Here is a 21764-nt window from a genome sequence, read left to right as displayed (position 1 = left end):
GTGCACTTCCCTACTGACTACTGCCTCTGCTGCCTCGACTGCCGCGGCGCCGCCCGGCCGCCGGTCCTCCCGACCGGCGGGGCCGGCGTGCGCCCGGCACTCCAGCCTACCGGTCCGCCGGGACCTCCCCGGCGCGCCGGAGGGCCCGGGTGCCGGACCGTACCCTAGTGTCCGCGGAGGACATCCAGGGCGTACACGAGGTCCTGGGGGTAGGGGCTCTCGTACTCCACCCACCGCCCGGAGACCGGGTGCGGGAAGCCGAGCCGGTGGGCGTGCAGCCACTGCCGCGTCAGCCCGAGCTCCGCGGCCAGCCGCGGGTCCGCCCCATAGGTGAGGTCGCCCGCGCACGGGTGGCGCAGGGCGGCGAAGTGCACGCGGATCTGGTGGGTGCGCCCCGTCTCGAGCCGCACCTCCACGAGCGTGGCCCGGCCGAACGCCTCCAGCGTGCGGTAGTGGGTCACCGAGTCGCGCCCGCCGTCCAGGACCGCGAACCTCCAGTCGTGGCCGGGGTGCCGGCCGATGGGGGCGTCGATCGTCCCGTCGAGGGGGTCGGGCAGTCCCTGGACCACGGCGTGGTAGGTCTTGGCCGGGGTCCGGTCCCGGAAGGCGTCCTTGAGGGCGGTGTAGGCGCGCTCGGACTTGGCCACCACCATGACGCCCGAGGTGCCGACGTCCAGCCGGTGCACGATCCCCTGGCGCTCCGGTGCCCCCGAGGTGGAGATCCGGTAGCCGGCGCCCGCGAGGCCGCCGACCACCGTGGGGCCCACCCACCCGGGCGAGGGGTGGGCGGCGACGCCCACGGGCTTGTCCACCACCACGTAGTCCGGGTCGTCGCCCAGGATCCTCAGGTCCTCCACGGTCTCCACCTTCACCTCGAGCGGGTCGGCCTCCACGGGCACGTCCACCACGAACTCCGTCCCGGGCGCGGCCCGGGACGACTTCTGCACCGTCCGCCCCGGGCCCGCGGATCCCACGGGCCGCGCCGCCACTCGCCCGTCGGCGCACCACGCCCCGGCCCGGGTCCGCGAGACCCCGAGGGCGGCCGCGAGCACGGCGTCCACGCGCCGGCCCGCGTCCGCCGGCGCGGGGACGACGACGGCCGGCCCCGGGGGCGGGCCGCCCCCGGGGGCCGGGGAGACGCCCTCCGCGGACCGGTCCGCGGGTCCGTTGCCCGCGCCGGTCACGCCCCCGCCGGGGGCTCGGCGGGGCGGGGGGCCGGGGCGTCGGCGGACTCGCGGGTCCCGTCCAGCCGGCGCCCCGTGAACATCAGCAGCACGATCCCGGCCATCGAGCACACGATGAGCGAGTCGGCGACGTTGAAGATCGCGAAGTTCGGCAGGGCGACGAAGTCCACGACATGCCCGACGCCGAACCCCGGAGGACGCAGCAGCCGGTCCGTCAGGTTGCCCAGCACCCCGCCGAGCAGCCCCCCGAGGGCGAGGGCCCATGCGGTGGAGCGGACCCGGAACAGCAGGACCGCCACGAACACCGCGACCCCCGCCTGGATGAGCGTGAACACCCAGGTGTGCTCCTCGCCAATGGAGAAGGCCGCCCCGGGGTTGCGGATGAAGTGCCAGCGCAGCAGGGGGGCCAGCACGTCGATGACCTGGCCCTCGACCATGGTCGTCTCGACCCAGCGCTTCGTCAGCTGGTCCAGCACGTAGCCCACGGCGAGCACGAGCACGGCGATCCAGCCGCGGTGGCGGCGGGGGGCGGCGACGGCGTCCCGGCTCGCGGGGACGTCCGGTTCGGTGTCAGTCACGCAGTGTGTTCCTCGGGTCGGGGCCGGGGGTCGGGTGTCGGGTGTCGCGGCGGGCCGCCGGACGGGCCGGGGTGCCGGACCGGGCGGGCCGGAGACGGGAGCGGGGCCGGCCACGGCGCGGGCCGCGGCCGGCCCCGGGCCCCGGAGGGTCTCCGCCGGCGGTGCCGTGGGCCGGTACCCGGCCCGACGGCCTCAGCTGGTGGCCGCGGCCTCCTCCTGGAGGGGGCCCTGGTTCTGCAGGTCGCGGAGCTGGCCCTCGATGTAGGCCTTGAGGCGCGCACGGTAGTCGCGCTCGAAGCCCTTGAGCTGCTCGACCTTGCGCTCGAGCACGGTCTTCTTCTCCTCCAGCTCGGCCAGGGTCTTGCGGGACTTCTCCTGCGCGTCGTTGACGAGCCCGTTGGCCTCGGCCTGGGCCTCGGCGATGATCTCCTCGCGCTTGGCCTGGCCCTCGGCGACGTAGTCGTCGTGCAGCTTCTGGGCCATGGCCAGCACGCCGGCCGCCGAGGTGGCGGTCTCGTCGCGGCCGGAGCCGGCGGCGGGCGCCGCGGATGCGGCCGGGGCCGCGGACACGGCGGGGGCGGCCGGCTTCGGGGAGACCGGCGCGGTCTCGATGACCTCACCGGAGGCCTTGGCCGCCGGGACCGCGGCCGGCGATGCGGCGGCCTTGCCCGCGGGGCGGGCTTGCCGGCGGAGGCCTTCTCGGCGGGCGTCGTGGCCCCGGGGACCGCATCCGCGGTCGCGCCGGCGGCCGGGGCGGTCTCGGAGGACGAGGCGGAGACGGGGCCCGGGACGGTGGACTCGGAGGTGTCGCCGGACTGGAGCTCGGCGACCTTGCGGCGCAGCTCGTCGTTCTCCTGGTTCAACCGGCGCAGCTCGACGACGATCTCGTCCAGGAAGTCATCGACCTCGTCCTGGTCGTAGCCCTCGCGGAACTTGGTCGGCTGGAACCGCTTGTTGACAACATCTTCCGGCGTCAGAGCCATGTGGTCACCCCAATACGTGTCTGGTCTGCCCGCGGAGGGGCAGCGGTCGTCCCGTGGCACCGCGAGACGGCAGGTCCGCTCCCGGGGGCCACACTGCTGTTCAGGCTACCACCGGGACCACCGCGCGGGTCCCGGCGCACCGGGACGGCGCACGGATCGGCGCCGGTCAGGCGAAGGAACCGACGGCCAGCGCGGCGGCCACGGACTTCAGCAGCACGACCACCACGAACAGGACGAGGAAGGCCACGTCCAGGCCGATGCCCCCCAGGTTGATGGGCGGGATCTTGGACCGCAGCGCCCGCAGCGGCGGGTCCGTCACGCTGTACACGGCGGAGGCGACGACGAGGGCCAGTCCCCGCGGCCGCCACGAGCGGGCGAAGGACTGCACCACGTCGAAGACGATGCGGACCAGCAGCAGGAACTGGACCACGGCCAGGACGAGGTACACGAAGGAGAAGATGAAGGTCACGGCAGCCTATTCCACACCATGTCGGCCCGCCGGGAGATCCCGGCCGGACGGTGTCAGCTCTGGTTGAAGAAGTGGGACTGGTCCTCGGCGCCCGAGGTGTCCTCGCCCAGCACCTGGACGTTCGAGGGCGTCAGCAGGAAGACCTTGTTGGTCACGCGCTCGATGGACCCGTGCAGGCCGAAGACGAGCCCGGCGGAGAAGTCCACCAGCCGCTTGGCGTCCGACTCGCTCATGTCGGTGACGTTCATGATGACCGGGATGCCGCTGCGGAAGGACTCGCCGATGACCTTGGCGTCGTTGTAGGAGCGGGGGTGCACGGTGGTGATCTGGCGCACGGCGGAGGCCTCTTCCCGGGACTGCGCGGCCCGCTTGATGGGGGTGACGGGAGCACGGTACTCCCGCTCGGCCGGCACGGCGGGGGCGACCCGGCTCGGCTGCGGGCGCTCCTCCCGGGCCTCGTCCTCCCAGGCCTCGGCGCGGTCCTCGCGCTCCCCCCGGTCGTGGGCGCCGGCCGGCTCGTCCTGCTCGGGCCGGTCGTGGCGGCGCGGCTCGACGGCACGCTGGTCCTCCTCGTAGTGCTCGTCGCCATCGGCGAGCCCGAGGTAGATCATCGTCTTCTTCAGTGCACCAGCCATCGAATATCCTCACCGTGTGGAAACCGCCCGGCCTGCTGCCGGTCCTGCGGGGGTCTGCAGTCCTGGGGACACTCCCGAGGTTAACCCACGGGCGGCCGGGGCCCGAGGACATCGGTACCGACCCGAAGGTGTGTCGCCCCCGCCGCCACGGCCTGCTCCAGGTCCTGGCTCATCCCCGCGGAGACCCATGTCGCGCCGGGGTACCGGCCGGCCAGGTCCGCGGCGATCCCGGCCAGTCGCCGGAAGGCCGGGACCGGGTCCAGGCCCAGCGGCGCGACGGCCATGACGCCGCGCAGGCGCAGGCCCTCGGCCGCCGCGATCCGCTCGGCCAGGGCCGGGACCTCGGCCGGGGCCGCACCGCCCCGCGCACCGATCCCGGACGGCCGCTCGGCCTCCGGGCGGTCGTCGAGGTCCACCTGGACCAGGCAGTCGAGGGGCTCGCGCCCGTCCTCCCCGGCCCGGCGGCGTCGCTCCTGCTCCCGCACCATGGCGGCGGACAGCGCGTCCACGAGGGAGCCACGGTCCACCGAGTGCACCGCGGCGGCGTAGCGCACCACGTACTTGGCCTTGTTGGACTGCAGCTGGCCGATGAAGTGCCAGCGCAGCGGGGTCCCGGCGAGGGCACCGGCGGTGGCGGCCGCCTTGGCGCGGGCCTCCTGGTCGCGGTTCTCCCCCACGTCCCGCACGCCGAGCGCGGCCAGGCGCAGGACGTCCTCCGCGGGGTGGAACTTGGTCACCACGACCAGCTCGGGTACGTCCTCGCGACCGGCGGCGGCGGTGGCCGCGGCGATGCGCTCCCGGACCGCCGCCAGCCGCGCGGCCAGCTCCCGGCCGCGCTCGTCGTCGGCCGCGGGGACCGCGCCCGCGGGCCCGGTCACGACCCCTCTCCCGTCCGCTCCGGGGTGCGCCAGACCAGGCCGGCGAACCGGCCCCGCCCCGGTTCGCGACGGTGGGAGAACAGCCGCTCGTCCTCGAGGGTGCAGGCGTCCACGCGGTGCACGGCCACGCCCAGGCCCTGCAGCACGGCCGTGGCGCCGGCCGGCAGGTCCAGGGCGGGCGTCCCCCAGGAGGTGCGCGAGGCGGTGGCCGGCACCCGGGCGGCGCCGTCCCGCAGCATCTCCTCCGGGACCTCGTAGCAGCGGCCGCAGATGCCGGGGCCCACCCAGGCCTCGATGTCCCCGGGCGCGTCCCCGGCGCCCGCCTCGCGCAGGCGGTGCACGGTGGCCTCGAGCACGCCGTCGAGCAGTCCGCGGCGGCCGGCGTGGGCGACGGCGGTGGGCCCGGACAGCTCCCGCGCGCCGACGGGCCGGGAGGCGAAGGCCACGGGCAGGCAGTCGGCGACCATGATCGCCAGCGGCTCCGTCCCGGTCCGGCTCACGACGGCGTCGGCCTCCTCCGGGGCGCCCGGGCGGTCCGCCCAGCCGTGGCCGGTGGCCGTCACCACGCGCGCGGAGTGCACCTGGGTCAGGTACTCCGTGCTGCCCGGCGCCACGCCCATCCGCGCCTCGAGGTCCCGGCGCGCCGCGGCGACGGCGGCGGGGCCGTTCCCGTCGCCGGGCCCGCCCGTGACGTGGAAGGCGAGGTTGCCGGCGTCGACGCCGGTGAAGGCCACGTGCAGCCCGGGGGCCGGCGTGGCGTGGTGCAGGAACGGGCCGGCCGGGGCCACGGGGGCCCCGGCCGGCGTCGCGCTGTGGTTCAGCATGCGGTGGTCACTCCGGGGCGCTCACTTGAGGAAGTCGGGAACGTCCAGGTCGTCGCGGCCGGTGCCGGACAGGTCCGGCTCCACGACGGTGGGCAGGTCCTGGTGGACCGGCTCGGCCCGGTATCCCGAGGGCTCCGCGGCCGGCTGGGCCGGGACCCTGGCCTCGACCGGGGCCACGGGGATCGCCTGCTGCGGCACGGGCTTCTGGGCGGCCTGCTGGGCCTGCGGACGGGTGCCTTGCGCGTAGGCGGAGCCGGCGGGCGCCGACGTGGCGTCCACCCGGTCGAAGCCCGCGGCGATCACGGTGATGCGGGCCTCGTCGCCGAGCGCGTCGTCGATGACGGCGCCGAAGATGATGTTCGCCTCCGGGTGCGCCACCTCCTGCACGAGCCGGGCCGCCTCGTTGATCTCGAACAGGCCGAGGTCCGAGCCGCCCTGGATGGACAGCAGCACGCCGTGGGCGCCGTCGATGGAGGCCTCCAGCAGCGGGGAGGCGATGGCCAGCTCGGCGGCCTTGACCGCCCGGTCCTCGCCCTGGGCCGAGCCGATCCCCATGAGCGCCGAGCCGGCCCCCTGCATGACCGACTTGACGTCGGCGAAGTCGAGGTTGATCAGGCCCGGGGTGGTGATGAGGTCGGTGATGCCCTGGACACCGGAGAGCAGCACCTGGTCGGCGGACTTGAACGCGTCCAGCACGGAGACGTTGCGGTCGGAGATGGACAGCAGGCGGTCGTTCGGGATCACGATGAGGGTGTCGACCTCGTCGCGCAGGGCGTCGATGCCGGACTCCGCGCTGGTCGCGCGGCGGCGGCCCTCGAAGGTGAACGGACGGGTCACGACGCCGATGGTCAGGGCGCCGAGCGAGCGGGCGATGCGGGCCACGACCGGGGCGCCGCCGGTGCCGGTGCCGCCGCCCTCGCCGGCGGTCACGAAGACCATGTCGGCCCCGCGCAGGACCTCCTCGATCTCCTCGGCGTGGTCCTCCGCGGCCTGGCGGCCGACCTCCGGGTTCGCCCCGGCGCCGAGCCCGCGGGTCAGCTCCCGGCCGACGTCGAGCTTGACGTCCGCGTCACTCATCAGCAGCGCCTGGGCGTCCGTGTTGATGGCGATGAATTCCACGCCGCGGAGGCCCACGTCGATCATGCGGTTCACGGCGTTGACGCCGGCGCCGCCGATGCCGACGACCTTGATGACGGCCAGGTAGTTCTGGGGTGCTGCCACGGTGTATGTCCCTTGCTCGGTGTCTGTCTGTCTGCTGTCCGGCCTGCGCCCCGGACTCCCGTCGGGCGCCGCGACGCCCTCCGGGTGGCTTAACGTTCAGGTTGAAGGTTAGTGTTATGTCAACCTGGGCTCTGGGTGAAACGTTATGGTGCCGCGGCCGATCGTGCAAAGACCGCTCCCCGCGTGTCGCCGCCCACGGCCCCCGCGCGGCGTGGCCCGGGCCGGCCTCACCGCGTGACCGGGCGGTCCGGGGTCGAGACGTCGAACTCCCGGATGGGCGAGGCCTCGTCCTGGGGCACCGCCAGCAGCGCCTCCAACACCCGCGCCTTGCGGGCGCCGTGCTCGGCGTTGCCCCACAGCACCGTCCGCCCGTCCTCCAGCTCGAGCGTGACCGAGTCGACGGTCCGGGCCGAGGCCGACTCCATCCGCGCCCGCACGGGGCCGGGCAGCGTGCCCAGCACGCCCGTGATCGCGTCGAAGACCGCGGGGTCCCGGACGTCGTCCGTGCTCGCGATGTCCGGCAGCCCACGGCGCTCGGCCTCCGGCGCGGGCAGGGTGGCCAGCGGCCGGGCGTCGGCCGAGTACAGCACGCGGTCCTCGCCGTCCTGCACCTGGGCCACGGGCTGGTGCTCCACGACCTGCACCTCGAGCGCGTGGGGCGGCCGGGCCGTCACGATCACCTCGGCGACGGCCGGCTCCCCCGCCAGCAGCTCGCCCACGGTCCGCTGGCCGACCTGCGGCAGGGGCCGGCCGTGCAGCGGCCGCAGCAGCTCCTCGGCGCGGTCCCGGGGCAGCAGGTCCGTGCCCGTGACGGTCACGGTCCGGATGGCCAGCACGGGCGAGAGGTACAGCACGGCGCCCAGCGCCAGCAGGACCGCCAGCCCGGCGGCGCCGCCGATCCACCACCAGCGGTGCCGCCGTCGCCGGGCCTGCTCCGCGGTCTCCGGGAACTCCAGGACGTTGTCCGCCGGCCCCTCGCCTCCCGGACCGGCCGGCCCCCCGGGTCCGGCCGGCCCGGCGAGCCGGGCGTCGGCGTGCCGGGTGTCCGTCACGGGCGCCCCTCCCCGGCCCCGAGGGCCGTCAGGATCGCCCCGCCCTGCGCGGTGACGTCCCCGGCACCCATGGTGAGGACCACGTCGCCGGGCCGTGCGGCCGCGACCAGCTCGGCGACGGCCGTCGCGGCGTCCGCGGGCACCCGCTCCGAGCCCGGCAGCGCCGTGCGCAGGTGGCGGGTGATGAGGCTCGAGTCCACGCCGTCGATCGGCTCCTCGCGCGCCGGGTAGACCGGCAGGACGCGCACGCCGTCGGCCCCGGAGAGCGCCTGGGCGAAGCCCTCGGCGAAGTCGCGCGTGCGGGAGAACAGGTGCGGCTGGAACAGCACGTGCACGCGGTGGCCGCCCGCGACCGACCGGGCCGCGGCGATCGCCGCGGCAACCTCGGTGGGGTGGTGCGCGTAGTCGTCGTACACGCGCACGCCCGCGCCCTCGCCGCGGAACTCGAAGCGCCGGGCCGTGCCGCGGAACGCCTCCAGGCCGCGGGCCGCCTGCTCCGGCTCGAGGCCCGCGTGGTGGGCGGCGAGCAGCACGGCGGCCGCGTTCAGGGCGTTGTGCCGCCCCGGAACGGCCAGCTCCACCTCCGTGGACCGGCCGCCGGCCCACCGGTACGTCACGGACTGGCCCGTGCCGCCGGCCGCGGCCACGGGGACGCTGTCCGCGATCACCAGGTCGTCGCCGCGGGCCGGGTCGGAGCCGTACGTGGCCACGCGGGGGGCGGGGCGGCCGGCCGCCCGCTCCCGGCGCACCCACGCGGCCAGCTCGCGGGCGCCGGCATCGTCCGCGCACGCCACCAGCACGCCGTCCGGTGGCAGCAGCAGGGCGAAGTCCCGGAACACCCGCACGACCGCCTCGGCCGTGCCGTAGAAGTCCAGGTGGTCGGCCTCGACGTTCGTGACGATCGCGACCCGGGGCCGGTAGTTCAGCAGCGTGCCGTCGGACTCGTCGGCCTCGGCGATGAACCACTCCCCCGCCCCGGCGCGGGCGTTCGTGCCCAGCCCGGCCACCGCGGCCCCCACGGCGAACGTGGGATCGGCCCCGGCCCGCGTGAAGGTCATCGCCGCCATGGACGAGGTCGTCGTCTTGCCGTGCGTCCCCGCCACGGCGAGCACGTGGTGGCCGGCCATCGCCGCCGCCAGGCCCTGCGACCGGTGCAGCACGGGGATCCCGCGCTCGACCGCCGCGTCGTACTCGGGGTTGCCCGGGCCGGCGATCGAGGAGGCGACCACGGTGTCCACGGGCCGGCCACCGGCCCGCTCGGCGGCCCGGTCCAGGTTCGCCGCGTCGTAGCCGACGAAGACGGTGGCCCCGTCCGCCTCGAGCTCGCGCATCACGGGCAGGTCCTTGGCGTCGGTCCCCGAGACGGCGATGCCCTGCTGCTGCATGATCCGGGCGATGCCGGAGACCCCGACGCCGCCCAGGCCGAGGAAGTGGACGCGGCCGAGCGCGGCGAGGGCGGGGGCGGCGGCACGCGCGGGCCCCGGCGCGGTGGCGTCGGCGGGTCCGGCGGGGTACGGGGGGTGGGTCATCGCGCTCCTCCAGCGGCGGTCAGGACCAGGTCGGCCATGGTCCGGTCGGCGTCCCGCACGCCGAGCGAGGCGCTCGCGGCGGACATCTGCTCCAGGCGGCCGGCGTCCCGGGCGAGCGGGACGAGCTCGCGGCGCACCCACTCGGGGGTGAAGGCCTCGTCCCGGACCATGACGGCGCCCCCGGCGGCCACGAGGCCCCGGGCGTTGAGGGCCTGCTCGCCGTTGCCGATCGGCAGCGGGACGAACACGGCCGGCAGGCCGACGGCGGCCAGCTCGCACACCGTGCCGGCCCCGGAGCGGGCCACGATGAGGTCGGCCGCGGCGTAGGCCCGTTCCATCCCGTCGAGGTACTCGACCTGGTGGTACCCCGGCGAGGCGACGGGCGCGCCGTCGGGACCCAGGACCTGCTTGCCCCGGCCCGTCAGGTGCAGCACCTGCAGGCCCGCCGCGGCGAGGTCCGGCAGGGCGGCCGCGATGGTCCGGTTGACGGTGAGCGCCCCGGAGGACCCGCCCGTGACGACGACGGTGGTGCACGACGGGTCCAGGCCCAGGGCCTCGTGGGCGCCGGCGCGCGCCGCGGCCCGGTCCAGCGTGGAGATCTCCCGGCGCATCGGCATGCCCACGCACCGGGCGCCCGGCAGCACGGTCTCCGGGAAGGCGGTGGCCACGGCGGCGGCGCGGCGGGCGCCGACCCGGTTGGCCAGCCCGGCGCGCACGTTGGCCTCGTGGATGACCACGGGGACCCGCCGCCGGGCGGCGGCGAGGTACACCGGCGTGGAGACGTACCCGCCGACGCCGACCACGACGTCCGCGCGGCGGCGGTCCAGGATGGCACCGGCCTGGGCGACGGCCCGGCGCAGGCGCGTGGGCAGCCGGACCAGGTCCATGGTGGGCCGGCGGGGCAGCGGGACCCGGTCGATCGTGTCCAGCTCGTAGCCGGCGGCCGGGACCAGGCGGGTCTCCATGCCGGAGGCGGTGCCGACCATGGTGCAGTGCACCGGCCGGTCCGTGCCGGACTCCTCCAGCGCGCGGGCGATGGCCAGCATCGGGCTGATGTGCCCGGCCGTGCCCCCGCCGGCCAGGACGACGTTGAGCGGTGTGGTCATGGGCGGCCTCCCGGCAGGTCGGTGGTCCCGCCGGCGGTCCCGGCGGTGGTGGATCCCGTGGCGGCGGCCGCGCGGGCGGCGGCCTCGCGCCGGCGCTCCTCGCGGGCGAACGCCAGGACGACGCCGATCGCGGCCAGGACGAACGTCAGCGCCGAGCCGCCGTACGAGATGAACGGCAGCGGGACGCCGATCACGGGCAGCAGGCCGGTGACCATGGCGATGTTGATGAACGCCTGCCCCACGATCCAGGCGAGGATGCCGCCCGTGCAGATCCGCACGAAGGGGGACGGGGCGCGGCGGGCGACCCGGAACATGCCCACGGCGAGCCCGGCGAACAGCGCCACCACGAGCAGGGCGCCCACGAGGCCCAGTTCCTCGCCCAGGATGGTGAAGATGAAGTCGTTCTCCGCCTCGGGGATGTAGCTCCACTTCTGCCGGGACTGGCCGAGCCCGAGTCCCCACCAGCCGCCGGAGGCCAGGGCGTAGAGGCCGTGCTGGGGCTGGTAGCAGGGGTCCGTGGCGAAGTCGCAGTTGCCCAGCCAGGCCTGGATGCGCACCGTCCGGTTGGCGGAGACGAGGGCCATGACGACCGCCGCGAGGAGCGCGACCGCGCCGGCCACGGCGAAGTACAGCAGGCGCGTGCCGGCCAGGAACAGGACGGCGGCGATGACCAGCATGATGACCATGGCCGTGCCGAGGTCGCGGCCCACCATGACCAGGCCCAGCAGGACCGCGCCCACGGGGAAGAGCACCGGGACGATGGAGTGCTTGAGCGTGCCCGTGAGCCGGCCCTTGCGTTCCAGCACGGCGGCCGCCCAGAGGGCCAGGGCCAGCTTGGCGGCCTCGGAGGGCTGGGCCGTGAAGCCGCCGATCCTGATCCAGTTGCGGTTGCCGTTGACCTCGTGGCCCAGGGGTGTCAGGACCAGCATCAGCAGCACGACCGCGATGAGGAGCGCCGGCCAGGCCAGCCGGCGCAGGCGGTCCGTGCCCAGCCGGGAGATGAGGACCATGGCGCCCAGGCCGACCACGGCGAAGACGCCCTGGCGCATGAACAGGTCGTACGAGCCCGTGGTCTCGCCGATGTTCTCCACCGAGGAGGAGGACAGGACCATGATCAGCCCGATGACGGTGAGCGCCAGCGTGCAGCCGAGGATCAGCACGTAGGAGGCCTGCGAGGAGGACTCGCCCTCGAGGAAGGACCACATGCGGTGGCACCAGCGGGCCGGGCCGCGGCCGGCGGGCGGTGGGGAGCCGGCCCGGTCCGGTCGGCGGCGGGTCGCCTCGGGCCGGGCGGCGGCGGGACGTCCGGCCGGACGTCCGGTCGACCCGCCCTGGCCCGTCCGGGGACCCCGGGTGCGGCGCGGGGACCGGTGGGGGGTGGTCACCATGGGTGGGCTCCTTAGCTGCCCAGCCCCTTGTCCTCCATGAGGCGGGCTACGGCGTCGATGAAGGCGTTTCCTCGGTCGGCGTAGGACGTGAACTGGTCCATGGACGCCGCGGCCGGCGCCATCAGCACCACGTCCCCGGGGCGGGCGAGGGCATCGGCCTCCCGGACCGCCGCGGCCATGGCCCGGTGGCCGTCCGAGGCATCCTGACCAGTGTCCCGCACCGCCGTGGACACCACCGGGATGTCCGGTGCGTGTCGCTGGAGGGCTCCTGCGAGTTCGCTGGGATCCGCCCCGATGAGCACGACGGCGCGCAGGCGCCCGGCGTGCCGGGAGACGAGGTCGTCGTAGGTCACGCCCTTGGGCAGCCCGCCGGCGATCCAGACCACGTCCGTGAAGGCGCCGAGCGAGGCGTCGGCCGCGTGCGGGTTGGTGGCCTTGGAGTCGTTGATCCACAGCACGTCGTCCGCCTTGGCGACGAGCTGGATGCGGTGCTCGCCGGGCCGGTAGGCGCGCAGGCCGTCCCGCACCGCCTCCGGCGGGACGCCGATCGCCCGGACGAGCGCCGCGGCGGCGAGGGCGTTGGCCACCTGGTGGCGGGGGGCGATGGGCCCGAGGTCCTCCACGTGGCCCAGTTCCAGGGCCCGGTGCGCCCGGTCGTCCAGGAACGCGCGGTCCACGAGGATACCGTCCACCACGCCCACCATGGACAGCCCGGGGGTGTCCGTGGTGAAGGAGACCGCGCGGCAGCCCTCCTGCACGTCCGCCTGCTCCGCCATGCGCATCGTCAGCGGCTCGGCCTCGTTGAACACGCACGCCACGCGGGTGTTCTCGTAGATCCGCGCCTTGTCGGCGCAGTACGCCTCGAAGGAGCCGTGCCAGTCCACGTGGTCCTCGGCCAGGTTCAGCACCACGGAGGCGGCCGGCTCGATGTGGTGGGTCCAGTGCAGCTGGAAGCTGGAGAGCTCCACGGCGATCACGTCCCAGCCCTCGGGGTCCCGGATCGCGTCGAGGATCGGCGTGCCCACGTTCCCGCACGCGACGGCCCGCAGGCCCGCGGCCAGCAGCATGGACTCGACCATGCCCACCGTGGTGGTCTTGCCGTTGGTGCCGGTGATGACGAGCCAGTCCGCGGTCCGGCGCCCGGCGCGCTCGCGCACCCGCCAGGCCAGCTCCACGTCGCCCCACACCGGGACCCCGGCGGCCGCGGCGGCGGCCAGCACGGGCTGGTCCGGACGCCAGCCCGGGGAGGTGACGACGAGGTCGGGGGCCGACCCGCCGACGTCGGGCAGGCCCCTCACGGCGTCCGGGCCGAGCAGGACCTCGTGGACGCCGACGATCCGCAGGGTGTCCGCCCGCGCGCGGGTGTCCTCGGTGTCCTGGCCGTCCACGACGACGACGTGCGCGCCCAGCTCGGCGAGCGTGTCCGCGGCGGAGAAGCCGGACAGTCCCAGGCCGGTCACGACCACGCGCAGGCCGGTCCAGTCCGCGTCCCAGGAGGTGAGCGTGTCGAGCCGGGAGGGGCCGGCGCCCGCTGCCGCCGTCACCGGACCAGCACCCACTCGCCGTAGAACAGGGCCACGCCCACGGCCACGCAGAGCAGGCCGATGAGCCAGAAGCGCACGACCACCGTCACCTCGGCCCAGCCCTTGAGCTCGAAGTGGTGCTGCAGGGGGGCCATGAGGAAGACGCGCTTGCCGCCGGAGAACTTGAAGTAGCCGACCTGGATGATCACGGAGAGCGTGATGAGGACCATGAGCCCGGCCAGGACCACCACCAGCAGCTCGGTGCGGGACAGGATCGCGAGCCCGGCCAGGGCCCCGCCCAGGGCGAGGGAGCCGGTGTCGCCCATGAAGATCTTCGCCGGGGAGGTGTTCCACCACAGGAAGCCCATGAGCGCACCCGTGAGGATGCTGCCCACCACGGCGAGGTCGAGCGGGTCGCGGACCTCGTAGCAGCCGGGGATGCCCCCCGTGGTGGCGCACGCCTGGTTCGACTGGAAGATGCAGAGCAGCACGTACGCCGCCGTGATCATGGCGGTGGCGCCGGTGGCCAGCCCGTCCAGGCCGTCCGTGAGGTTCACGGCGTTGGTCGTGGCCGTGGTGATCAGGTTGGACCACACGACGAACAGGATGACGCCCAGCACCGGTCCAGCGAAGGCGAGGTCGATCGGCAGGTCGCGGACCAGGGAGATCGCCGTCGAGGCCGGCGTCAGCCCGCGCTCGTCCGGGAAGTTCAGCGCCAGGACGGCGAAGGCGATGCCCACGATGCCCTGCAGCACGATCTTGGCCCACGGCGTCAGGCCCAGGGAGCGCTGGTTGGAGATCTTGCTGAAGTCGTCCAGGAAGCCGACCAGTCCCATGCCGGCCATGAGGAACAGCAGGAGGATGGCGGAGGCGGTGGGCCCGGCGTTGGCCAGGCCCATGCCCGCCATGATCCAGTGCGTCAGGAAGTACGCCACCACGGTGACGACCACGAAGACGGCGCCGCCCATGGTGGGGGTGCCGCGCTTGGTCTTGTGCGTCGTGGGACCGTCGTCGCGGATGAACTGGCCGTAGCCGCGGCGCACGAGGAAGCGGATGAACAGCGGCGTGCCGACGAGCGTCAGCACGAGGCCCAGCAGGCCCCCGATGAGCAGGCCGATCACGGGCGCCCCTCCGTCCGGTCGCCGGTCCGGGCGAGCTCGCCGTCGGCGGCACCCGCCGTGGCGGCGCCGGCCGCGGCCAGCCGGTCGCCGAGCTCGCCGAGCCCGGCCCCGTTGGAGGACTTCACCAGCACGACGTCCCCGGGCGCCAGCCGGCGCTCGAGCAGTTCCCGTGCGGCCTCGACGTCCTCGGCGAAGTCGATCTCCTCGCCCCACGAGCCCTCGTTGACGGCGGAGGTGTACAGCGGCCGCGCCCCGCGGCCCACCACCACGAGCTGGTCGATGTTCAGGCGCACCACGGCGGTGCCGATCGCGGTGTGCTCGGCGATCCGGGCCTCGCCCAGCTCGAGCATCTCCCCCAGCACGGCCCACGTGCGCCGTCCGGTCGAGCGGCCGATCATGGCGAGCGTGCGCAGCGCGGCGCGCATGGACTCGGGGTTGGCGTTGTAGGCGTCGTTGATGATCGTCACGCCGTCCGGGCGGTCGGTGCGCTCCATGCGCCGGCGGCTCGTGGGGCCCGTGCCGTCGAGGGCGGCCGCGATCCGCTCGGCGGGCAGGCCCGCCGCGAAGGCGGCGGCGGCCGCGGCGGCGATGTTGGCCGCGTGGTGGCGGCCGATCAGGCCGGAGACCACGGGGTGGCCCTCGGCCGCGGTCCCGGCGCCGAGCCGCAGCTCGAACGCGGGACGCTCGTCCTCGGTCGTCGTCAGCCCGGTGGTGAGGGCGGAGAACGCGGCGGCGCCGGAGGCCACGTCCGCGTCCACGAGCGGGAAGGCGGCGTCCTCGGTGGCGAACCACGCCACCCGCGCACCGGTCCGCCCCGCCATGGCGGCCACCCGCGCGTCGTCGCGGTTGAGCACGGCCACGCCGTCCGCCGGCAGGGCCTCCACGAGCTCGCCCTTGGTGCGGGCGATGTTCTCCACCCCGCCGAAGCTGCCCGCGTGCGCGCTGCCGACCATGAGCACCACGCCGATGTCCGGCTTCACCATGGAGGCCAGGTACTCGATGTTGCCGATCCGGTCGGCCCCCATCTCGACCACGAGGTAGCGGGTGTCCAGCGCCGCGCGGAACACGGTGAGCGGCACCCCCACCTCACCGTTGTAGGAGCCCTGGGGGGCCACGGTGGGCCCGTCGGTGGCCAGGACGCCCGCCAGCAGGTCCTTCGTCGTGGTCTTGCCCGCGGAGCCGGTGATGCCGATGACGGTCGTCGGGGAGTGCTCGCGGATCCGCTGCACCACGTGGGACGCCAGCCGGCCCATGGCCAGCACCACGTCGTCCACGATGACGGCCGGGTCCGGCCGCCCCTCGGCGTCCAGGGTCTCGCGCTCGGCGAGCACGAGGGTGGCACCGGCCGCCCGGGCCGCCGGGATGAAGTCGTGCCCGTCGACCCGCTCGCCCGGCTTGGCGATGAACAGCGCGCCGGGCGCGGCCTCGCGGGAATCGGTGGTGGCGGCGTCGACCGTGCTGCCGGGCGAGGCCGTGGCACTCAGGGTGCCCCCGGTCGCCCCGGCGATGTCGGAGGCAGAGAGTTCGATCATGACCCGTCAACTCTACGTCCGGGCCGGGGGGATTCCGGGACGCCGACGTGGCCGTGGCGGGCGAGGGCCGCGCGCAGCTCGACCCGGTCGTCGAGCGGGATGTCGACTCCGGCCATGTCCTGCACGGTCTCGTGGCCGCGCCCCGCCACCAGCACGGTGTCCGCGGGTGTGGCCAACGCCACGGCGAGCTCGATGGCGTCCTGGCGTGGCGCCGCCTCGTGGACCTCGACCGTCCGGCCGGCCGCGGCGGCCGCCCGCACGCCCTCGTGCACCCCGGCCAGGACCTCCGCGCGGATGCCGGCGGGCGCCTCCGAGTGCGCGTCGTCGTCGGTGACCACCACGACGTCGGCCCACTGCGCCGCGATGCGCCCCATCAGTGGGCGCTTGGCCCGGTCGCGGTCGCCCGTGGCGCCGAAGACCAGGATGGTGCGCCCGGCGCCGTTCCCGGCGGCCCGGCGGGCCTCCTGGACGGACTCCAGGGCGCGCACCATGCCGTCCGGGTTGTGCGCGAAGTCCACGATCGCGTCCGGGGACTGCCCGACGACCTCCATGCGGCCCGGGACGGCCGTCGCGAAGGGCCCGGTGCCCACCGGGGCGTCGAGCACGGCGGCGACCGCGTCCCAGTCCCGCGCGGGCCGGGAGGCGAACACCATGACGGCGGCCAGGGCCGCGTTGGCGACGTTGAACCGGCCCGGCAACCCCGTGGACGCCGGCACCTCGCGGCCGCTGGGAGCGTGGCGCAGCGTGAAGCGGTGGCCGAGCCCCTCGGGGACCACCTCGGTGACCGTCCACTCCGCCGGCGGCGTCGTGCCGCCGTGGTCGGCCGCCGGTCCCAGCGCAAGGGTCACCACGGGACAGCCCGCGGCCGCGGCCATCCGGGTGCCCCACGTGCGGCCGTCGGCGTCCGGCGCGTCCGGACCGCCGTCCAGGGTGATGACGGCCCGGTCGGCGCGCCCGGCGGCGAAGAGCCCGGCCTTGGCCTCGAAGTACTCCTCCATGGACCCGTGCAGGTCCAGGTGGTCCTGGGTCAGGTTCGTGAAGCCGGCCACCGCGTAGTGCAACCCGGAGATGCGGCGGTAGCTGACCGCGTGCGAGGACACCTCCATCACGGCCGCGGAGACGCCCTCCTCGCGCATCAGGGCCATCAGGGCGTGCAGCTGGGTCGACTCCGGCGTCGTCAGGGTGCTCGGCACGGCACGCCCCCCGGCCCGGATCTCGATCGTCCCGACCAGGCCGGTGGTCTCGCCCAGCGCCTCGAGCAGGCCGGCGAGGAAGTAGCTCGTCGTGGTCTTGCCGTTGGTCCCGGTCACCCCGAACAGCCGGGGCCCGGCCGCGGCATTGCGGTAGACGGCCGCGGCGGCCGGCCCGACGGCGTCGCGCACGTCCTGCACGACGAGCACGGGGATATCGGCGGGCAGGCCGGCGCACCAGCGCACCCCGGCGCGGTCGGTGAGGATGCCCGCCGCCCCGGCGGCGACGACGGCCTCGGCGAACTCGGCCCCGTGGCGGTGGGCGCCCGGGATGCCCGCGTAGAGGTCGCCGGGCCGGACGGTCCGGGAGTCCATGGCGATCCCGGCCGGGCCCGGGCGGTCGGTGGTGCCCGCCACGACGTCGGCCGGCTGGCCGGCGCGCTCGAGGGCCCCGAGCAGCGCGGGCCAGGGCAGGGCCCCGGTCCGGCCCGGGCGGAAGGCCGCGTCCTGCGCGGCGGGGGTCAGGGGGGTGCTCATGCGGGGATCACCAGGGTCGTTTCTGGGGGTCGTCGGTGAAGACGTCGTAGTTCTGGGGCTCGGCGTCCGTGGGCGGGATGTTGTACTGGGTCAGCAGGTAGGACAGGACGTCCGCGGCCGTGTCCTCCACCTCCCAGGTCTTCCAGTTGCCCTGCGGTCGGTGGACGGCGACCGCCACGACGAACCGGGGGTCGTCCAGCGGGGCCACGCCGGTGAAGGACGTGGTGTACCCGTTGTAGCCGCCCACGCCGGCGGCCTCGCCCGTTCCCGTCTTGCCGCCCACGCGGTAGCCGGGGATCTGGGCGGGCGTCGCGGTGCCCTCCTGGACCACGCCCTCCATCAGCCGCAGCATCTCCTCGGCGGTCTGCTCCGAGTAGATCCGGGTGCCCTCGTGCTCCGGCTGGACGTGCTCCGAGCCGTCCGGGTCGATGTAGGCGTCGATGAGCTGCGGCTTCTTCTGCACCCCGCCGTTGGCGATGGTCTGGAAGACCTGCGCCATGTGCAGGGTGGTCTGGGTGTAGCCCTGGCCGAACATGGTGGTGAGCCGCTGCCGCCCGTCCCACTGCTCCGGCGGGACCAGGATCCCCTTGTTGCTGCCGGGCAGGCCGATGTCCAGGTGCTCGCCGATGCCGAGCTTCTTCATGTACTCGTAGCGGGTCTGGTCCGGCACGCTCTGCGCGACCTGCACCGTGCCCGTGTTGTAGGACCGGGTGAAGATGCCCGCGGCGGTCATCTCGTAGGTGTCGTGGGGCATCGAGTCGTTGATGATCTGCCCGTCGAACTCCTGCTTGTTCGGCACGGTGTACGCGTCCGTCGGCTCCACCCCGCCCTCCTCGAAGGCGGTGGCGAAGGTGGGCACCTTGCCCGTGGAGCCGGGCTCGTAGGACTGGGTGAGCGCGGTGGGGCGCCAGAACAGGCCGTCCGTGGCCGTCGGGTCCGAGGGGTCCACGGTCGTGGAGTCGGCCATGGCGATGATGTCGCCGGTCTTGGCGTCCATCACCACGATGTTGCCCCACAGGGCGTCGTAGGACTCCGTCTTGGCGGCGATCGCCTCCTGCGCGAACCACTGGACGTCCTGGTCGATGGTCAGGCGCACGTCCTGGCCGTCGACGGCCGGGGTCTCGGAGAACTCGGCGTTGGGGATCCGCACCCCGTCCGCGGCGATCTCGTAGGTCCGGGTCCCCGGCGTGCCGGACAGCTGCTCGTCCTGGCTGAGCTCCAGGCCCTCGAGCGGCGTGCCGTCACCGCCCACGAAGCCCAGGATGGACCCGGCCACGGAGCCGTTGGGATAGGAGCGCTCGGAGACCGGCTCGGCGAGCAGGCCGGGGATGCCCAGCTCCAGGGCCCTGTCCTTGACATCCGGCGTGACCCCCTTGGAGACCACCTTGTACGGGCGGTCGCCGACCATGCGCGCCTCCAGTTCGGCCCGGTCGACGCCGAGGATGCCGGAGAGCCTGTCGAGCGAGTCCGCGAGCTCGACGTCCACCATCGTGGAGGTCTCGGAGTCCCAGCGCCGGTAGTCCTTCACCAGGCGCTGGTCGGCCACGAGGTCGTACCGTGCCACGGAGGCGGCCATGACCCGGCCCTGGGAGTCCAGGATGGAGCCGCGCTCGGGCGCGACGGTCACCGACCGGAGGCGCTCGTCCATCGCGTCCTGGGCGTGGCCGGAGGCGTCCACTCCCTGGATGAAGACCAGCCGCAGCGCCAGCACCACGAGCAGGAGCAGGGCGACGGCGATGCCGAGGCGCAGCCGCCGGGCCCCCATGTCCATGGTGCCGCCGGCGTCGGGTGCCTTCGCCATCTGCCTGGGTCCTTCCTGCCGGTCACGCCGCGCCGGGCGTGGTCGGATGCGGGGTCTGGTGCGGGGTCTGGTGCGGGGTCTGTCGCGGTGTCGGGTGCGTGGTCTCGTGCGGGGCCCGCGGCGCGGCCGCGCCGGGGTGCCGTCCCGGCGGGCTCGCCGGGACGGGCGACCACCGGACGGCCCGGGGCGTCAGCGGCCGCCGGCGGAGAACTGCGGGGCGGGGATCGTGCCGCCGTTGAGCTCCTCGCCCCGGGCGGTGTCCGCGGCCGGCTCGCCGTCGATAGCCGGTGCCGGCGCGTCGATGACGGCCGGCGGCGCATCGGCGGCCTCGCCGTCGCCGGCCGGGGCCCGGCCGGTGGACGCCTGCACGTCGGCCGGTGCCTCCGGCGCGGCGTCGGCGCCCTCGGGCGCCGTCCCCTCCGGGGCCGCCGCGCGCGCCTCGGGACCGGACGCCTCGGCGGTGGACCCGTCCTGCTCCGTGCCCGCGCCGGGGCCCTGCGGGGCGGCGACCAGGCCCGAGGGCACGTCCCCGTCCTCGGCCGCCGAGGCCGTGCCGGAGACCTTCCCGGTGGACAGGTCGATCGAGGCGATGTCCCCGGGGCGCACCATGCCCAGCTTGGCGGCCTCGGCCGCGAGGTTCTGCGGGGCCTCCAGGTGCTCGACCTGCTGGCGCAGCAGCTCGTTGGACTGGGTCAGGTCGAGCTGCTCGCCCTTGAGCGAGACCATCTCGTACTGCCGGTTGGACACCGAGATGTTGATCACCAGCACCGTCAGCAGCGCCGCCACGAGGATCCCCACGCAGAACGTCACGAAGCCCCGGCCGGAGCGGCGGATGGGGGCGGGCACGAGCGCCAGGGGCGTCCGGGTGCGTTCACCCCTGCCACGGTCTCCGGCGGGCACCGCGCGGTGCTCGGGACTGATCCGGGGTTGCCAAGGAGCAGCCGGGTCCAGTTGCGGAGCGGTGCTCTCGCGGACGTGGACGGGCTGCTGCATGGCAGTGCGCTGCTGCGTTGCGGTCATGCTGTGCTCCTTGATGGTCTGATCTTCTCAACCGCACGGACTTTTGCTGAGGAGGCGCGAGGGTTTTCTTCGATTTCTTCCGGCGTGGGCTTGTCCACGCCCCGGGTGAGCACCTTGACCACCGGGGCGTGCTCCTCGAGCTCGACCGGGAACCCGGGCGGCGCGGTCGAGACGGACTGGGCCGTGAGGGCCTTCTTGGTGATGCGGTCCTCGAGGGAGTGGTAGCTCATGACCACGAGCCGGCCCCCGACGGACAGCGCCCGCAGGGCGGCCGGCAGCGCCGCCTCGAGGACGTCCAGCTCCTCGTTGACCTCGATGCGCAGCGCCTGGAAGGTGCGCTTCGCCGGGTGCCCGCCGCTCCGTCCGGCGGCCACGGGGACCACCCCGCGGATGACCTCCACCAGCCGGCCGGTCGTGGTGAACGGCTCCTCCTCGCGGGCGCGGACGATCGCGGAGGCGATGCGCCCGGCGAACCGCTCCTCGCCCCAGGACCGGATGATGCGGCGCAGCCGGTCCTCCTCGTACGTGTTCACGACGTCGGCCGCGGTGAGCCCGCCCGTCGTGTCCATGCGCATGTCCAGCGGGGCGTCGTAGGAGTACGCGAAGCCGCGCCCACGCTCGTCGAGCTGGTAGGAGGACACCCCGAGGTCGAACAGCATGGCGTCCGCCTCGCGGACGCCGGCGTCCGCCAACGCCTCCGCGACACCGTCGTACGTGCCGTGCCACGGGTGCAGCCGGTCCCCCGCCCAGTGGAGGCGCTCCCCCGCCAGGCGCAGGGCCTCGGTGTCGCGGTCGATGCCGACCACGAGGGCATCGGGGTGGCGGGTGAGGACGGCCTCGGCGTGTCCGCCCATGCCGAGGGTCGCGTCGAGGGCGACGGGCCGGCGGCCGGCGGCGCGGGCGGCGTCGAGCCCCGGGGAGAGCAGGTCCAGGACACGGGAGCGCATGACGGGAAGGTGCCGGTCCTGTGCCGGTCTCTGCTCTTCCTGCAAGCCGTCTCCCTTCGCGTGGCTCGGTCCCGCCCGGTCGCCCCCGGTCGGTGGCGCCGTCCGCCGGATGTCCTCCGACGGGTCCTTTAAGTGACAGGCGGACCCTTGGATCAGATCCCCATCCGCGCACCGGTCCCGAGCCTGGCCCGGGGGAAGTCGGGCCAGGTCCGGCCTGGGGCGGCTGGAGGTCTCATTCAAGAATCC

General features: G+C 74.9%; 18 protein-coding genes and 1 pseudogene. All 19 read right to left on the bottom strand.

What is annotated here, in order from left to right:
- Positions 1 to 164: 164 nt before the first annotated feature.
- The gene (locus E7744_RS06320) at positions 165 to 1061 is read right to left on the bottom strand and encodes an RluA family pseudouridine synthase (protein ID WP_137774894.1); all 897 of its coding nucleotides are present in this window, start codon (positions 1059 to 1061) and stop codon (positions 165 to 167) included.
- A 119-nt stretch (positions 1062 to 1180) separates the two neighbouring features.
- Positions 1181 to 1762, bottom strand: a complete 582-nt coding sequence (gene lspA / locus E7744_RS06315; RefSeq protein ID WP_137773383.1) for a signal peptidase II — start codon at positions 1760 to 1762, stop codon at positions 1181 to 1183.
- A gap of 192 nt (positions 1763 to 1954) precedes the next feature.
- Positions 1955 to 2745 (bottom strand): annotated as a pseudogene (locus E7744_RS16570) (DivIVA domain-containing protein).
- Positions 2746 to 2911: 166 nt separating this feature from the next.
- Positions 2912 to 3214, bottom strand: a complete 303-nt coding sequence (locus E7744_RS06305; protein WP_137773381.1) for a YggT family protein — start codon at positions 3212 to 3214, stop codon at positions 2912 to 2914.
- A gap of 53 nt (positions 3215 to 3267) precedes the next feature.
- Complete coding sequence (locus E7744_RS06300) at positions 3268 to 3849, bottom strand: cell division protein SepF (RefSeq protein ID WP_137773380.1); 582 nt, start codon at positions 3847 to 3849, stop codon at positions 3268 to 3270.
- 80 nt (positions 3850 to 3929) lie between these two features.
- Positions 3930 to 4727, bottom strand: coding sequence for a YggS family pyridoxal phosphate-dependent enzyme (locus tag E7744_RS06295; RefSeq protein ID WP_137773379.1), 798 nt, complete (start codon positions 4725 to 4727; stop codon positions 3930 to 3932).
- Entirely contained in the window at positions 4724 to 5551 is an 828-nt protein-coding gene (locus E7744_RS06290; RefSeq protein WP_137773378.1) for a polyphenol oxidase family protein, read from the bottom strand. The genes E7744_RS06295 and E7744_RS06290 overlap by 4 nt, the downstream gene beginning before the upstream one ends.
- A gap of 21 nt (positions 5552 to 5572) precedes the next feature.
- Positions 5573 to 6772: a cell division protein FtsZ gene (ftsZ, locus tag E7744_RS06285; protein WP_137773377.1), complete on the bottom strand. Its 1200-nt coding sequence runs from the start codon at positions 6770 to 6772 to the stop codon at positions 5573 to 5575.
- Positions 6773 to 6999: 227 nt separating this feature from the next.
- Entirely contained in the window at positions 7000 to 7824 is an 825-nt protein-coding gene (locus E7744_RS06280) for an FtsQ-type POTRA domain-containing protein (protein WP_137773376.1), read from the bottom strand.
- On the bottom strand, positions 7821 to 9353 hold the full coding sequence (murC, locus tag E7744_RS06275) for a UDP-N-acetylmuramate--L-alanine ligase (protein WP_137774893.1): 1533 nt from the start codon (positions 9351 to 9353) through the stop codon (positions 7821 to 7823). Before murC ends, E7744_RS06280 begins: the two co-directional genes overlap by 4 nt.
- On the bottom strand, positions 9350 to 10459 hold the full coding sequence (murG, locus tag E7744_RS06270) for an undecaprenyldiphospho-muramoylpentapeptide beta-N-acetylglucosaminyltransferase (protein WP_137773375.1): 1110 nt from the start codon (positions 10457 to 10459) through the stop codon (positions 9350 to 9352). Before murG ends, murC begins: the two co-directional genes overlap by 4 nt.
- Positions 10456 to 11847 (bottom strand): putative lipid II flippase FtsW, encoded by a 1392-nt coding sequence (gene ftsW / locus E7744_RS06265; protein ID WP_305764213.1) that lies wholly within the window; start codon positions 11845 to 11847, stop codon positions 10456 to 10458. The genes murG and ftsW overlap by 4 nt, the downstream gene beginning before the upstream one ends.
- Before the next feature lie 11 nt (positions 11848 to 11858).
- Complete coding sequence (gene murD / locus E7744_RS06260; RefSeq protein ID WP_137773374.1) at positions 11859 to 13391, bottom strand: UDP-N-acetylmuramoyl-L-alanine--D-glutamate ligase; 1533 nt, start codon at positions 13389 to 13391, stop codon at positions 11859 to 11861.
- On the bottom strand, positions 13388 to 14491 hold the full coding sequence (gene mraY, locus E7744_RS06255) for a phospho-N-acetylmuramoyl-pentapeptide-transferase (RefSeq protein ID WP_137773373.1): 1104 nt from the start codon (positions 14489 to 14491) through the stop codon (positions 13388 to 13390). Before mraY ends, murD begins: the two co-directional genes overlap by 4 nt.
- A complete protein-coding gene (gene murF, locus E7744_RS06250) occupies positions 14488 to 16023 on the bottom strand; it encodes a UDP-N-acetylmuramoyl-tripeptide--D-alanyl-D-alanine ligase (protein WP_137773372.1) in 1536 nt (511 codons plus the stop codon). The genes mraY and murF overlap by 4 nt, the downstream gene beginning before the upstream one ends.
- Positions 16020 to 17750, bottom strand: coding sequence for a Mur ligase family protein (locus tag E7744_RS06245; protein WP_137773371.1), 1731 nt, complete (start codon positions 17748 to 17750; stop codon positions 16020 to 16022). The genes murF and E7744_RS06245 overlap by 4 nt, the downstream gene beginning before the upstream one ends.
- Before the next feature lie 7 nt (positions 17751 to 17757).
- The gene (locus E7744_RS06240) at positions 17758 to 19551 is read right to left on the bottom strand and encodes a penicillin-binding protein 2 (protein WP_137773370.1); all 1794 of its coding nucleotides are present in this window, start codon (positions 19549 to 19551) and stop codon (positions 17758 to 17760) included.
- 189 nt (positions 19552 to 19740) lie between these two features.
- The gene (locus E7744_RS06235; RefSeq protein ID WP_137773369.1) at positions 19741 to 20571 is read right to left on the bottom strand and encodes a hypothetical protein; all 831 of its coding nucleotides are present in this window, start codon (positions 20569 to 20571) and stop codon (positions 19741 to 19743) included.
- Positions 20568 to 21518 carry a 16S rRNA (cytosine(1402)-N(4))-methyltransferase RsmH gene (gene rsmH / locus E7744_RS06230; RefSeq protein ID WP_210417166.1) on the bottom strand — a complete coding sequence of 317 codons (951 nt, stop codon included), beginning with the start codon at positions 21516 to 21518 and terminating at the stop codon, positions 20568 to 20570. The genes E7744_RS06235 and rsmH overlap by 4 nt, the downstream gene beginning before the upstream one ends.
- Positions 21519 to 21764 lie beyond the last annotated feature (246 nt).

The organism is Citricoccus sp. SGAir0253, from assembly GCF_005877055.1.
GTDB lineage: Bacteria > Actinomycetota > Actinomycetes > Actinomycetales > Micrococcaceae > Citricoccus.
This window is presented reverse-complemented; position numbering and strand designations above follow the sequence as displayed.